This is a genomic window from Mobilisporobacter senegalensis (assembly GCF_003752155.1).
In the GTDB taxonomy this organism is placed as follows: Bacteria; Bacillota; Clostridia; order Lachnospirales; family Lachnospiraceae; genus Mobilisporobacter; species Mobilisporobacter senegalensis.
This window is the reverse complement of the sequence record NZ_RJVG01000020.1, coordinates 1-15,619: the sequence shown is the minus strand read 5'-3', so window position 1 is coordinate 15,619 and position 15,619 is coordinate 1. Positions and strand designations below refer to the sequence as shown.

13 protein-coding genes are annotated in these 15,619 nt (G+C 33.2%); 9 read left to right on the top strand and 4 right to left on the bottom strand.

Features of this window, described 5'->3' with window-relative positions; genetic code table 11:
• The first annotated feature begins 64 nt into the window (after positions 1-64).
• The 9 genes from EDD66_RS18040 (at position 65) to fsa (ending at position 9,229) form a co-directional block, all read left to right on the top strand.
• Positions 65-1,264: an SIS domain-containing protein gene (locus EDD66_RS18040; RefSeq protein ID WP_330511487.1), complete on the top strand. Its 1,200-nt coding sequence runs from the start codon at positions 65-67 to the stop codon at positions 1,262-1,264.
• A 14-nt stretch (positions 1,265-1,278) separates the two neighbouring features.
• Positions 1,279-1,707, top strand: a complete 429-nt coding sequence (gene agaF, locus EDD66_RS18035; protein WP_123610994.1) for a PTS galactosamine/N-acetylgalactosamine transporter subunit IIA — start codon at positions 1,279-1,281, stop codon at positions 1,705-1,707.
• A 100-nt stretch (positions 1,708-1,807) separates the two neighbouring features.
• On the top strand, positions 1,808-2,662 hold the full coding sequence (gene gatY / locus EDD66_RS18030) for a tagatose-bisphosphate aldolase subunit GatY (RefSeq protein ID WP_123610993.1): 855 nt from the start codon (positions 1,808-1,810) through the stop codon (positions 2,660-2,662).
• A gap of 255 nt (positions 2,663-2,917) precedes the next feature.
• On the top strand, positions 2,918-3,751 hold the full coding sequence (locus EDD66_RS18025) for an exodeoxyribonuclease III (RefSeq protein ID WP_123610992.1): 834 nt from the start codon (positions 2,918-2,920) through the stop codon (positions 3,749-3,751).
• A 478-nt stretch (positions 3,752-4,229) separates the two neighbouring features.
• Positions 4,230-6,221 (top strand): transketolase, encoded by a 1,992-nt coding sequence (gene tkt, locus EDD66_RS18020; RefSeq protein WP_123610991.1) that lies wholly within the window; start codon positions 4,230-4,232, stop codon positions 6,219-6,221.
• Positions 6,222-6,438: 217 nt separating this feature from the next.
• Positions 6,439-6,831, top strand: a complete 393-nt coding sequence (locus tag EDD66_RS18015) for a hypothetical protein (RefSeq protein WP_123610990.1) — start codon at positions 6,439-6,441, stop codon at positions 6,829-6,831.
• A 55-nt stretch (positions 6,832-6,886) separates the two neighbouring features.
• The gene (locus EDD66_RS18010; RefSeq protein ID WP_123610989.1) at positions 6,887-7,765 is read left to right on the top strand and encodes a CPBP family intramembrane glutamic endopeptidase; all 879 of its coding nucleotides are present in this window, start codon (positions 6,887-6,889) and stop codon (positions 7,763-7,765) included.
• Between the two features lie 378 nt (positions 7,766-8,143).
• Complete coding sequence (locus EDD66_RS18005) at positions 8,144-8,497, top strand: hypothetical protein (protein ID WP_123610988.1); 354 nt, start codon at positions 8,144-8,146, stop codon at positions 8,495-8,497.
• A 78-nt stretch (positions 8,498-8,575) separates the two neighbouring features.
• The gene (gene fsa, locus EDD66_RS18000) at positions 8,576-9,229 is read left to right on the top strand and encodes a fructose-6-phosphate aldolase (protein ID WP_123610987.1); all 654 of its coding nucleotides are present in this window, start codon (positions 8,576-8,578) and stop codon (positions 9,227-9,229) included.
• Between the two features lie 124 nt (positions 9,230-9,353).
• Here the strand turns inward: fsa and EDD66_RS17995 are convergent, their stop codons facing one another.
• The 4 genes from EDD66_RS17995 to EDD66_RS17980 all read right to left on the bottom strand — a co-directional run bounded on the left by EDD66_RS17995 (position 9,354) and on the right by EDD66_RS17980 (position 15,219).
• Entirely contained in the window at positions 9,354-10,586 is a 1,233-nt protein-coding gene (locus EDD66_RS17995; RefSeq protein ID WP_170164414.1) for a sensor histidine kinase, read from the bottom strand.
• A 220-nt stretch (positions 10,587-10,806) separates the two neighbouring features.
• Positions 10,807-11,496 (bottom strand): response regulator transcription factor, encoded by a 690-nt coding sequence (locus tag EDD66_RS17990; RefSeq protein WP_123610985.1) that lies wholly within the window; start codon positions 11,494-11,496, stop codon positions 10,807-10,809.
• Between the two features lie 223 nt (positions 11,497-11,719).
• Positions 11,720-13,492, bottom strand: coding sequence for an ABC transporter ATP-binding protein (locus EDD66_RS17985; protein WP_123610984.1), 1,773 nt, complete (start codon positions 13,490-13,492; stop codon positions 11,720-11,722).
• Positions 13,483-15,219: an ABC transporter ATP-binding protein gene (locus EDD66_RS17980; RefSeq protein WP_123610983.1), complete on the bottom strand. Its 1,737-nt coding sequence runs from the start codon at positions 15,217-15,219 to the stop codon at positions 13,483-13,485. Before EDD66_RS17980 ends, EDD66_RS17985 begins: the two co-directional genes overlap by 10 nt.
• Positions 15,220-15,619 lie beyond the last annotated feature (400 nt).

Sequence of the window (15,619 nt, the reverse complement as noted above, 5' to 3'; positions counted from 1 at the left end):
GGGTTTTATAAAAAGTCCACAGTGTTACTATTAATTATAACAAAATTGAGAAAGGAGCGTATTGATGTATTTCAGTATAAATACATCATACAAGGATTTTATGATATTTGGATATAGTAAAGAAGAACTGGAGAAGCTTGGTGCTATCCACACAGCAACTGAGATCGATCAACAACCGAGATTATGGATGGAGACTGTTCGGATCGTAGAAGAGCTGCAAGATAAGATTGTAGAATTTTTAAAAAATAAGGTGGATAAGGATACAAGAATTATATTTACGGGCGCAGGAAGCTCTTATCATGTAGGTAATACCATTTGTCCACATATTAATCGGATTGTGAATGCAAGGGTTGAGTCAATTGCAACAACGGATATAGTATCAAATCCAATGGATATTCTCGAAGAAGATACCAAAACGATTTTAGTATCTTTTGCAAGATCAGGCAACAGTCCGGAAAGTATTGGAGCATTTCAAATATGCCAGAATAATATAAAAAATATTACTCATTTAGTTATAACTTGCAACAAAGATGGAAATTTAGCAAAAATGGCATCGGAACATGAAGAAAACTTTGTGATCCTCCTGCCGGAAGAAACCAATGATCTGGCATTTGCAATGACAAGTTCTTTCTCCTGTATGTTTTTAACCGGGTTGCTATTCTTTGATATTGAACATATAAAAGAGAATAAGAAAATCGTAGAGATAATCGCTCATCAAGGGACAGAGATTCTTAAGAATGAATGGCAGAACGTAAAACTGCTTGCAGAGAGTAAGCCAAAGAGAATCATATATTTAGGTTCCGGATGTTTTAGGGAACTGGCAAGTGAATTAGCATTAAAAAACCTGGAATTAACGAATGGTAAGATTGCAACAATGCAGGAAGCTATATTGGCTTTTCGACATGGACCAAAGACATTTATTAATGATAGTACATTGATTATTGTATTAAACTCATTGGACGATTATACCAATTTGTATATCTATGATTTAATCAAAGAAATACATAATGATGTAGGTGAACAAAAAATTGCGGTTATGAGCTACCTTGATGACAATAAGCTTGCTGATATCTGTGATAAATACTTAACCATGAAAGGAACTGTTGTCCCTGAAGTATATGCATGTTTAAATTATGCATTATATGGACAGATGCTCGGATTATTTAACTCTATTCTAGTTGGTAATACTCCGGATAATCCTAATCCGGATGGAACTGTTAATAGAGTTGTAAAAGGTGTTATATTGCATGATTACAATAATTAGCAGGAGGTATTTACATGATTGGAATCATTGTAGCAGGTCATGGTAATTTTGCCTCTGGGAATCTAAGCAGTGCAAGATTAATCCTGGGCGTTCAAGAGAAAGTAATTGATGTTGATTTTCTAGAAGAAGACAGCACAGATACTCTTAAAGAAAAGCTAATTAATGCAATTGAGCAATTGGGAGAAGAAGTGGTTATATTAACTGATTTAGCAGGAGGCTCTCCATATAATAATGCAGTAGTCCTTAAGAAGGAATTAACGAATTGCAAGATAGAAGTTATCGCCGGTACCAATTTGGCAATGATAATAACTGCCATGCTGGATAGAGAAGGATGTATGGTAGAGGATATGGCAGAAAATGTAGTTCAGGCAGGAATGGATGGTATTAGTGTATTCCATTTTAGCAATAGCATACAAGAAGTTGTTGATGAAGATGGTATTTAACCATATAAAACTTAATTCAGGTGTGTCTTGAACACACCTGAACCCCCTGTCAGATAAGAGTATAAAACTATAATCATGTAATAAGAAAAGAGGAACATACATGGCATTAGTTACAACAAAAAAAATGCTACTGGATGCACAAAAAGGTGGTTATGCTATTGGTGCTTTCAATGTAGAGAATATGGAAATGGTAATGGCTGTAGTGGCAGCTGCGAGTGAATTAAGAGCACCTGTTATTATGCAGACAACACCTTCCACAGTGAAATATGCAAGTTTGAAATATTTCTATGAAAATGTAAAAGTAGCCGCAGAGAGTGTAGACATTCCGGTGGCAATTCATTTGGATCATGGGGATAGTTTTGACTTAGCAATGCAGGCTTTACGGACTGGTTATACATCCATAATGATAGATGGATCCCATAATCCATATGAACAAAATATCAGCCTGACAAAGTCAGTTGCAGACTCATGTAGACCTTCAGGCATTCCTGTAGAAGCTGAACTTGGAAAAGTCGGCGGAAAAGAAGATGATTTGGATGGAGGAAGAGGTGGTTTAACAGATCCCAAAGAGGCAGCAGAATTCGTAAATAGAACCGGTGTTACTTCTTTAGCAGTTGCTATTGGAACTGCACATGGTATTTATACGGGGGAGCCTAAAATAGACTTGGAGCGTTTATCACAGATACGCAATAATGTAGATATCCCATTAGTACTCCATGGTGCATCCGGGTTATCTGATGAGGTAATTAAAGAATGTATCAAACGAGGTATCTGCAAAGTCAATTTTGCAACAGAATTAAGAATTGCTTTTAGTAATGGAGTAAAGAAAGTATTAGATGACATTCCGGATACATATGATCCTAAGAAATACTTCGCTGTAGGAGGCGAGAATATAAAGCAATTGGTAAAGAATCGCATTAAAGTATGTGGATGTGATGGTAAAGTAAATAATTAAACAATGTTAATGTATAGTGATATAAAATATTTTCTTAAATAAAGAAGCACCCTCAAATATTGAATATTTGAGGGTTATTTCTTTATTAGGAGTGGGTGATGATATACTGCAATGTATTTTAATCATAATTAAATAATTACCTCAATCTTTAATCTTATTTGTAAATAATCCGATGATATTATATAATGGTTATTGTCCAAAAAGATATCAGATAAATGATTAGAATAGATAACTATAAGAAAGAGAGGTAACCCAATGAAATTAATTTCATGGAATGTAAATGGACTACGTGCTTGTTTGACAAAAGGATTTGAAGACTTTTTTACGAATATAGATGCAGATATGTTCTGCTTACAGGAAACGAAAATGCAACCAGAACAAATGGAGAAAGAATTCACAGGATACTATCAATTTTGGAATAGTGCAGTGAAGAAAGGATATTCCGGAACTGCCATATTCACTAAGGTAAGGCCGATATCAGTCGCATTTAACTTTGAAGAATCAATCAAATTTTCAGAAATAGAAAATATAACAAATGAGGAAGGAATCCCAAATCTCTTCTATGATAAGAAAGAGGTTCCTCGAAGTAAATACGATGATGAGGGCCGTGTAATAACTTTAGAATTTGAAGATTATTATCTGGTCACTGTTTATACTCCAAATGCAAAACGTGGACTTGAGAGAATCGATTACCGTATGGATTGGGAAATAGAGATCAGAAATTATTTATTAAAGCTGGATGAGAAGAAACCAGTTATAATCTGTGGAGATTTGAATGTTGCTCATCAGGAAATAGATCTTAAGAACCCAAAATCCAATGTTGGAAATGCAGGGTTCTCTGACGAAGAAAGAGAAAAGATGACGGAATTGTTAGCCAGTGGATTTACAGATTCTTTCAGACATTTATATCCTGATAAAACAGATGCATATACCTGGTGGTCATATATGTTTAAAGCCAGAGAGAAAAATGTTGGATGGCGTATTGATTATTTCTTAGTTTCAGAGAGAATAAAGGATAAAATAAAGGACAGCATAATACATGCAGATATATTGGGCAGCGACCATTGCCCAATTGAATTAGAAATATAGGATGATTTTAATGGATTATTGCAAGCTGCATATAGGATTATTTTTTTATAGATAACAAAAAATAAATATATATATAAATAGCCAAAATATATAAAATAAGGTATAATGTACACGATAAGCAGATTAGTCCATAAAAGACAGGGGATTTTCCGTGCTTGCACGAGAAAATAACATGGCTTTTATGGATAAGTGCAACGTGAGCGAGAAAACGCAGTTTTAGAGCTCCTAATCTGCCAAAGTGCAGCATGAGCGAAAAAGGTCGTTTTAGAGCTCCTAATCTGCCAAAGTGCAGCATGAGCGAAAAAAGGTCGTTTTAGAGCTCCTGATTTGCGAAAATGCAGATATAGTATAAGCGCAAAAAAGTCGTTCCCCACTTCTGATCTGCGTAATATAATATTTAAATTTCTTAAGGGAATCGGTTTTAATAAATTGATTCTTATAACAATTAACATGAAGGACATATTAGGAGGAAGATGCAATGAGTAATATTGACATTAAGTCAGTGAACGCCATAAGAATTTTATCGGCAGACACAGTGCAAAAAGCAAATTCAGGACATCCAGGATTACCACTTGGGTCCGCAGCGATGGCATATGAATTATGGGCTAAACACATGAATCACAATCCAGCTAATCCAAAGTGGGAGAACAGAGACAGATTCGTTCTATCTGGAGGACATGGTTCAGCTTTATTATATTCTTTACTTCATCTATTTGGATATGGAAATCTATCAGTAGAAGATCTTGCACAATTTCGTCAACTAGATTCTTTGACTCCAGGACACCCTGAATATAAGCACACTGTAGGTATTGAAGCTACAACTGGTCCACTTGGTGCAGGTATGGCAATGGCAGTTGGTATGGCAATGGCAGAGGCTCATCTTGCAGCAAAGTTTAATAAAGATAATTATCCTATTGTTGATCATTACACATTTGTTCTAGGTGGAGATGGTTGTATGATGGAGGGTATTTCCTCAGAAGCTTTTTCTCTGGCAGGAACATTAGGCTTAAATAAATTAATTGTTTTATATGATTCAAATAAAATTTCAATTGAAGGTGATACTGACATTGCCTTTAGAGAAAATGTAGAAAAACGTTTTGAAGCATTTGGTTTCCAGACTTTAGTTGTAGAAGATGGTAATGATTTAATTGCTATTGGAAAAGCAATTGAAGAAGCAAAAGCAGATAAAACAAGACCTACTTTAATCACAGTAAAGACTAAGATTGGACATGGATGTCCTGCAAAAGAAGGAAAAGCAAGTGCACATGGGGAACCTCTTGGTGCAGACAATGTAAAAGCATTAAGAGAAAATCTGGCTTGGGAATCTCATGAACCATTTGAAGTAGCAGAAGATGTATATGATAACTTTAAAGCAATTGCTAAGAAGAATGCAGATGTAGAAGCAGAATGGGCTCAATTATTCGCTGATTATGCAAAAGCTTTTCCAGAGATGAAAGAGCTTTGGGATCAATATCATAATGAAAATATTGCAAAAGATCTTATCCAAAAGGAAGAGTTCTGGGCATTTGATAATAAACCAGAAGCTACTAGAAACTTATCTGGAATGGTTATTAATAGATTAAAAGACTATATTCCTGGATTTATTGGAGGATCTGCAGATCTGGCACCTTCTACCAAGACATATATGAATGGAGAAGGGGATTTCTCTGTAGATGATTATGCAGGACGTAATTTACACTTTGGGGTAAGAGAGCTTGCTATGGCAGCTATCGGAAATGGTCTTGCATTACATGGTGGACTTAGAGCATATGTATCTACTTTCTTCGTATTTAGCGATTATGTGAAACCTATGGCACGTCTATCTGCGCTAATGGGTCTTCCATTAACTTATGTATTAACTCATGATAGTATTGGTGTTGGTGAAGATGGACCTACTCATGAACCAATTGAACAATTAGCAATGCTTCGCGCGATGCCAAATTTTGTTGCATACCGCCCAGCAGATGCTACAGAAACAATTGCAGCCTGGTATCATGCAGTAACATCCCTTGATCACCCAACAGCACTTGTATTAACAAGACAAAATCTTCCTCAACTTGCAGGTTCTAATAAAGAAGGTACTTTAAAAGGTGGATATGTTATTGAAGATTCCATAAAAGAAGTTCCAGATGCGATTATCTTAGCAACCGGTTCTGAAGTTGAACTTGGTATCAACGCAAAAGCAGAATTAGCAAAAGAAGGTATTGATGTGAGAGTGGTAAGCCTTCCATCTATCGATGTATTTGAACAACAATCTGCTGAATATAAAGAAAGTGTTCTTCCAAAAGCAGTAAGAGCAAGAGTTGCAGTAGAAGCAGCGATTGATTTTGGATGGGGTAATTATGTTGGTCTTGATGGCGCATATGTAACCATGAAAGGATTTGGTGCAAGTGCTCCGGCAGATCAATTATTTAAGAAGTTTGGATTTACTACAGAAAATGTAGTGAAAGCAGTAAAGAGCGTATTATAGATTATTGAATGAAATATAAAGATTAAATATGCAGAAAATAAATAAGAGAATTTTCATAATAATGATAAAATTATGGGAGTTCTCTTATTTTTATCATTAAATTATTTTCTAATCAATTCTTAATGATAGTATTATTGACTATTGTAAAAAATAGGGTTACAGTATTATTAAGGTTTTGTCATATATCAGAGGGATAATTAGGAAAGGGTGTTTGTGTATGGATAGTGAATTGAAAAATGAGCTTATATTATGTAGTATTAAATCACACAAAGAAATTAAGAAATCTACAGTAGCCGTTAACTTTATATCGAATCTTTTTTTAAGTTCGGCCACAGGAAGAATTGCAGATGATTTTATAATAAGTTTAACAAAAGATAATCTTTATATTGAAGCTTATTGGTATACAACCTGGGGTGGACTGCCAGATAAATTGTATACCGAAAAGTTTTCCAGGAATCAGATTCAGGAATTTGAAGTCAGGAATGAAGAAGAGAACGAGATTATAGAGATTACTCCTTCCGGTAAAAAGAAAATGGTTTTTATCCGATATAATAAGGACGGAGATAATCTTGGTCAATTAATGAAGAAACTTTTTCATGAAGAATTCTAATCTAAAAATATCTTAATTAATCAGAGAAAATAAGCAACCAGTTAAGGGAGAAAGAATGAAGAAAATAGGACAATTTTTAACATGTGTTTTACCATTAATTTGTGCCATAGGGATTCAAATCATTGTAGCATCTATAAGTATAATTATATTTGGTATATTTCAGGGGATAAGATTGGCGGCTACTAGTGGAGAGATGGATATAAATGTCATCGCCAATTCACTGGATGGACTAATGAATTCTAGCGCTTATTTATTTATTACGGCAATATCGGCAATTGTTTGCGGGGTCGTATTTGGATTATGGTATAGAAAAATCTTAGTTGGTAGAGAAAAACTAAAAATAAAGGAAGTATTAACCGGAAAAAAAGTTTTATTTATTATTCTCCTTGGAATTGCACTTAATAGTGGAATATCTGTAGTATTAAATATTGTAGGGTCAATTAAACCAGAATGGTTTGAGAACTATAATGAGATAATGAAGCAACTTGGATATGGAGATTCCATTATATCTATGTTGCTGATTGTTGTGATAGCTCCTATCTCAGAAGAACTTATTTGCAGGGGAGTCATTTTAGAAAAATGTAGAAAAGTAATGCCGCTCTTTGCTGCAAATATAATACAAGCAATTCTTTTTGGAGTATATCATATGAATGTGATTCAAGGTATTTATGCGTTTGTTCTTGGGCTATTTTTAGGTATGGTTTGTATTAAAACAGGTTCTATTTACGGAGCAATTCTGTTACATATAATATTTAATTTAAGTGGAGTGTTTTTAGAGAATATTTTAACAGAAAATATACTGCCTATGAAAATTTTAATGATTGGAATGGGTATGGTTTCATTAATTATTATAGTGATATCCACCATAATGTTATTGAATGAAAAAGATAGAGAAGTAGATTTAGGATCAGTGTTAGAAGATAAGTTACTATAAGGAATAGAGGGACCAGGGTGAAAGTATAAATTAATTTTATTTTCACCCTGGTATTTGTATAAGTTTTGGTAAAGATAAAAATATTAAAAACAGGGATGTTTATCCTCTGGAATATTTTAAGTATTAATACATTAAAAAAGTACACATGATTTATATTTTAATAATACATACTTTGTGGTATAATATGAACACTTGGCGAGGTATTTTCCAGCTTAGTGAGAATATATATCTACCCACTTAATAAATGTTTTCTAATTTAGTGGATATGTTATATTATACTATAGAAATATTGTTTATGGTTCATAAAACCTAAAATCTCATAGGCGCATATTATAGTTTTCTATGAACTATATTACTGGATCATAGGAAAGGAGATTTATGAAGCAGAATAAAAGAGAGTATAATCCTAAAGCATCTCTATCACTTCGTATGGTAGCAGGAGCATATCTTTTATATATCGTTTTTTCTTTAATTAAGGAATTTGGAAAATTAGAAGAAAAGGATATATTATTCAATATTATTTTTATAATTATTTTTAGTATTGCAGGTGTAGTAATACTTGTTACATCTACTATATCCTGGATGAAATTAAGTAAAGAAGAAAAGAATGGAAGTAGTCAGGAGTCTAATGAACAGGAATCCAAAGATGAGAATTCTTTAACGGATGAGAACGAGAATTCTTCTAATGTTGAAGATGAAAAAAATGATAAAAGTGATGGACAAGATGTTTAAGAAAAGTTATAGTTAAATAAAATAATAAGCCCGGAATAATAAGGGAATATTTATAGAAAACAATAGGAGGAAGACGAAATGAAGTTTTTTATTGATACTGCAAATGTAGAGGATATTAAAAAAGCGAATGATATGGGGGTTATTTGTGGGGTTACTACGAATCCATCTCTCATTGCGAAAGAAGGTAGAAATTTTAATGAAGTAATCGCAGAAATTGCTTCCATCGTTGATGGTCCAATCAGTGGTGAAGTTAAGGCAACTACAGTAGATGCTGAAAGCATGATAGCAGAAGGCAGAGAAATTGCTAAGATTCACCCTAATATGGTAGTTAAAATTCCTATGACAGTTGAAGGTCTAAAAGCTACGAAAGTACTTTCGGGAGAAGGAATTAAGACAAATGTAACTTTAATCTTTTCAGCTGCTCAGGCATTATTAGCAGCAAGAGCAGGCGCTACTTATGTATCTCCGTTCTTAGGCCGTCTTGATGATATATCTATGCCAGGTATAGATTTAATTAGAACAATTTCAGAGGTTTTTGATATTTATGGATTAGAAACTGAAATTATTGCAGCAAGTGTACGTAACCCAATTCATGTAATTGACTGTGCACTGGCAGGTGCAGATATTGCAACCGTACCTTATGGTGTAATTGAAACAATGACAAAACATCCGTTAACAGATCAAGGTATTGAGAAATTCCAAAAAGATTATATTGCTGTATTTGGCGAATAATATATATAATATAAATATTAGAAGCTGTTGAAAAATATTTATGGTTAATTTAGAAAAAGGGTTTTGCAAAAATATAGATTCTATATACAAAGAAGAAACTTTATATTTTGCAAAAGCCCTTTTTCTAATATATTCGTTTAGGAATCGTTATGATAAACGTAGAGCCTTTGGTATATTGGGATCGCACTTTAATTCTTCCCGTATGTTTTAATATAATCAGCTTGGCAATGGACAGACCAAGGCCATTACCACTGATTTTTTCATTACGTACATGATCAGAGCGATAGAATCTCTCGAATATATTATCAATATCTTTCCTGGTCATTCCGATTCCAGTATCCGAAACTGTAATTACACAATCACCATCCTGGTTCTCGCAGGATATTTGAATCACATCATTATCTTTTGTATATTTTACAGCATTATCAATGAATACACGTATGGCCTGTTTTAATGCCTGCTTATCTCCATACACTATTACATCTTCCAATTTTGAGCTACGAATAATGCGATTAGTTATGACTAGTTTTGTTTCTTTCACCATGTCTTCAACAATTTCGCACATGTTAAATTTCGCCTTTTTCAGTTTAAGCGTCTTTTTATCATGCCTGGATAAAAATAATAACTTTTCTACTAAGTCCTGCATCTCTTTGGATTCTATTTGTATTGCTTCAATTGCCTCTTCCATAACAGTTTCATCTTTTTTACCCCAGCGGTTTAAAAGATTGGCATAACCCTGAATAACGGAGATGGGGGTCCGAAGCTCATGGGATGCATCAGACACAAACTGCTTCTGGCTTTCGTAGGATGTTTCAATCCGGTCCAGCATTCCATTAATAGTAATGGCAAGATCTTTTAATTCGCTTTTGGTTCCGGCAACGTTAAGTCTTTCACTATGAAGATTATTCACGGTTAAACGATTAGCAGTAGCAGACATGGTTTTCATAATTGAAAACAACTTAGCATTGCCCTTTTTACCAGAATGAAGAATCAAATATACAATAAATAAATAAATGAGTATCATTCCTGGTAATAAGTGCATTAAGTCCATGCTGTTCTCTGTTAAATTAAATTGAAAATACACATTATAATTATTTTCATTAATTTCATAAGTTCTAGTGGTATAAAAAATCAGACCGTTTGTACTTTTACCCTTGTCATAAAAAATATGATGAAAGAAAGACTTTTTATCAGTAATATCAAAATCTATATCATTATATAAAAGTTCTTTTGTCTGTAAGTTCGTAATCCGCAAATTAAGACCCTGATCTTTATAAGGATTGATTGTATGGTTTTTATCACCATAAGAGTCTAAGGTATCTTCCAATTGTGGGTGACTGGCTGTAAGTCCTTTCACTAAATTGTCTCCTATACTCAGATAATGATTTGTTTCCATACCTAAAAATAATAAGGAGAACAATACCATAAATAAAGCGCCATAAAAAATCAGGAGACGAAAGTAATTTAATGATATGCGAAAAACAATGGAGAAACGGAAATTACTTAAGAACTCCTCTCTTTTTTTGCGAAGAGGTAATATTGTTTTTATTAATATTTGTCTTATTAGCTCGATTATTTTATGATTCATCTTTTATAATATAACCTACCCCTCGAACTGTGCTGATTAAATGAATTCCATAGCGGTCGTCAATCTTTTGGCGGAGATAGCGAATATACACATCTACCACATTAGTATCACCCATATATTCATATTCCCACACATTATTAAGAAGCTGTTCTCTTGATAACGCAATATTTTTATTGCGGATTAAATATTCCAGTAGTTCATATTCTTTTTTGGTAAATGATAATTCTTCCTCTCCATAGTAAGCACTATGGCTTGTAAGATTTAACTTCAATTTACCGATGGATAATACATCTGATTTTACTGATGAATTATTTTTACTATGGCGATTTAAGGCAACACGGATTCTTGCAAGAAGTTCTTCAATTGCAAATGGTTTGGTCATATAATCATCTGCACCCATATCCAGACCTGCAACTTTGTCTGTAACATCATCTTTGGCAGTCAACATGATAATCGGAACCTGATTACCTTCCTGCCTGATACGTCTGCAAACTTCAATGCCGCTTAATCCTGGAAGCATTATATCCAGAACAATAAGGTCTATTTCATCTTTAAGTGCTTTTTCCAATCCAATTCTTCCGTCAGAAGCTATCTCCACTTCGTATCCTTCGTATTTTAATTCCAATTCTACAAAGCGTGCAATTTTAGTTTCATCTTCAACAATAAGAATCTTCGCCATAATACCATCTCCTTTTTTGCATATTCTAAGAACATTTTATTAGTTCTTAGAATGTTTTTCAATAGATTTACATTAGAATTCAATTAAAAAGATTTTAAATTAAAAAGAAACTATAAATTCTTTTATTTACGTAGATTGATAAAAACATATGATTTATCTTGTAATAACATAAATTAATAAAATTTATAGTTTCTATATATATTTTTTTAATTGAAATCTTATATCAACTATTGAATTGTGCCATATATAAATTATAATACATTCCTTTTTGAGCTAATAATGATTTAGAATTACCTTGCTCTTTAATTCCTCCATCATCAATTACAAAGATTCGGTCTGCTTTTTCAATGGTAGATAATCTGTGTGCAATAACAAAAGAAGTTCTGCCTTTTAAAAGATTTTCAATTCCCTCCTGTACAAGAAGTTCTGTATGAGTATCTATACTTGAAGTGGCTTCATCCAGAATTAAAATCTTAGGCATAGAAACCATAGTCCTGGCAAATGCCAGCAGTTGTTTTTGACCGATGGACAGACCATTACCACGCTCCTTTAATTCAGTATCATAGCCTTTTTCTAATTTCATAATAAAATCATGAGCATTCACAGCCTTGGCAGCAGATATGATTTCTTCATCTGTCGCATCTAGTTTACCATATCGTATATTTTCCTTTACTGTTCCGGAAAACAAAAAGTTATCCTGTGTCATAATACCCATTTGCTGCCTTAAACTTTCTATGGAAACATCTTTTAGATTATATCCATCTACATATATATTGCCAGATTGGATATCGTAAAAACGACTAATTAAATTTACTATAGTGGTTTTTCCTGCTCCTGTCGGTCCAACTAAAGCAATGGTTTCTCCTGGTTCTACATGAAAGCTCACATCATTTAACACTAAAGTATCTTCATCATAGGAGAAAGATACATTTTCAAATCGAATCTCCCCTTCAATTTCAGGGAGCGATATTACATTTTGGGCATCTAAAAGGTCTGGCTTGGTATCCATAATCTCAAAAATTCTCTCGGCTCCGGAAATATTGGTGATTAATTGATTATAAAAATTACTTAAATTCAGTACCGGACTCCAGAACATAGAAATATAGGTACCAAAGGCAATGAGTGTTCCAACGGAGACATTTTCATGTCCAAGTAAACTGACACCTGTAAAATATAATGAAACAGTCCCAATCCCCCAGCATAGATCTATAATTGGACCAAGAGCATCATTAAGCTTAACCGCTTTTACAAATGAATCTTCATGTTCTTTTAAAAGGGTATCAAAAGTTGCACTGGTTTCATCCTCTGCGGTGAAACTTTGTATAATTCGAATTCCTGATAAGTCTTCATGAACAAATGCATTTAAATTAGAGCTTTTTTTACGATGTATCTGCCAGCGCAGATGGGATCTGGTCTGAATAAACCACATCCCAAACATCATTAGTGGCAGGCTTATTAAAGCAGCAAAAGCTAATTTATAATTTTTTACCACCATAATCAGTACTACACAGCAAATGGTGATAAAATCAGGAATTAAAGTGGTTACACTATTACTTAATACATCTTTTAGTGAATTTACATCCCCAATAATTCTCGCTAATACTTTGCCTGTAGGTCGGCTGTCAAAAAATTGAAAGCTTAACTTTTGAATATGAGTGTATAATTCCTGCCTAATTGTTAGTAAGACCTGGTTCGATATTTTTGACATAATATACATTCTTAATTTCACAAGTATTACAAATAAAGCATTGATTATGAGGCCAAAAGCACCAAGCTTTAATAGACCGGGTATATTTCTGTTTGCAATATAATTATCAATTGCTTCCTCCAAAAGGAGAGGATTAATTAAAGATATTGTTACGGTAACTCCCATGATCAATAGAACTCCAATAATCTTTAATCGATAGGATAAAAGATATCTGTATAATCTAAGTAGCGTACTAGTCTTGGAAGTGACAGATACTTTTTCATCAACTTTAAATGAATTTACAGACATAGACTTCCCTCCTTCATAAACTCTTTATATTGTGCAATGTAGGTTTTATAGTATAATCCTTTTTTTGAAAGAAGAGATTCGTGAGTTCCTCGTTCTGCTATTTTTCCTTCGTCTAATACGATGATTTCATCCGCCTGCTTTACTGCAGAGATTCTATGAGCAATGATTATTTTGGTCGTACCGGATAAATCCTCTAAGGATTTTTGTATCATATGCTCCGTTTCAGTATCAAGTGCAGATGTGGAGTCATCCATTATAAGAATAGGAGTTTTTTTAGCTAATGCTCTGGCAATGCTGATTCTTTGTTTTTGTCCTCCGGATAAGCCGACACCACGCTCTCCAATTATGGTATCATATTGCTTTTCCATACGTTCTATAAAATCCCTTGCCATGGCATTTCCAGCAGCAGAAATAACGGTATCATGGTCTACATATTCTTTTTTTCCTAATTTAATATTTTCAATAATGGTATCTGAAAATAAAAAATTGTCCTGCATTACCAAAGAAATATTACTTCTAAGATCTTTTAAATTTATTTCTTTAATATTGTTCCCATCCAGAATAATGTTACCATCATCAGCATCATAAAAACGTTGCAGCAAGCTGATGATAGATGTTTTTCCACTTCCGGTTGCCCCCATAATACCAAGGGTTTTACCTGCATTCAGGTGGAAATTAATATCACTGAGAATTTCATTATCACCATGCTTGAAAGTAACATGATCAAATATGATTTCACCTTGAACTTCTGAAAGAGAAATAGCATTCTCTTTTTCTATAATTTCAGAAGATTCGTTATAAATCTTATGTAATTTTTTACTTGATGCGACTGCAGAAGAAAAATCATTGGTCAGCCATCCTAACATTTCCATGGGCCAGACAATATTCATAGAATATTCTACGAATGCTCCAAGAGAACCCAAGGTGATTTCCTCTTTCATAACCAGATAACCGCCAAATATAATAATAGAAATAGGCAGTAGTTTTGTAATAAACTGAATATTTGGCTGATTTTTGGTTAATATTTTTGCCTGTTGCATATTTAGATCATAGTATTTTTTGTTGTGGGATAAAAACTTCTTTATCTCAAATTTTTCTCTTGCAAATGCTTTTACAGTACGTACTCCGGCTAAGTTTTCTTCTGCAACTGTATTAAGGAGTGCATTTTCCTCACTAATTTCTTCATAAACTTTACCAAGTTTCCGTTCCATAAAAATTGCCATAATAGCGACTAAAGGCATTGCAATCAATGGTATTAATGATAGCTTTGGACTAATACGGTACATACAATAGATTACAATAGTCGTATGTATGGTGACTTCAATCATTAACATACCGATGAAGCCCAGAGATCTCCAAATGTTATCAATATCATCCTTCACACGGGCCATTAATTCACCAGTATTATTTTTATCAAAAAAGCGAATGGATAGACTTTGAATGTGATTAAATAAATTTTTACGCATTTCACATGTAATCTTTGTACTTACAATATCAAAAGTATATTCTTTCAGATATTGAAAGATACATCTGCCAACGCCTACAAATAATATTCCTATTAGTAATTTAGTTAATAGGGAATTGTTTCCCCCTATTATAACGTCATCTATAATACGTCTGGTAATCTGTGGTGACAGCATATCAAGTGATATACTAATTACCATACATAGGATTGCAAATAGGTATGCATACCAATATCGTAATATATAACTAGTAATTTTCTTCATGTCTTAACCTCTTTTCCCCTCAAAAAGGCAAAAATTAAGCCGTGGTAATTTTACCACGGCAATTATGTTACTTATATTATTGTTCTTTGGGGTTAGTGATGAAAATTCATCAACAAAAAACAGATATTATAAATACAGCTATTTTTGCATAATTGAGGTAAACTTACATAATAAATTCAAAATATTGTTTGGTTTTTTCATATTAAATTTAATCATTATTTTTACCTCTCTTTCTTTATATTCTTTTGACATTATACCATAAAGGGATTTTTTGTCAAGGAAATTATTAATTATTTGTTCTATATTCTGATTGATTTTTGATAAAGTCCTTATATACCATTTTTAATTATGTCCCATTTATATATTTATATGGTATGATAAATCCTCACTATAAGAAAGA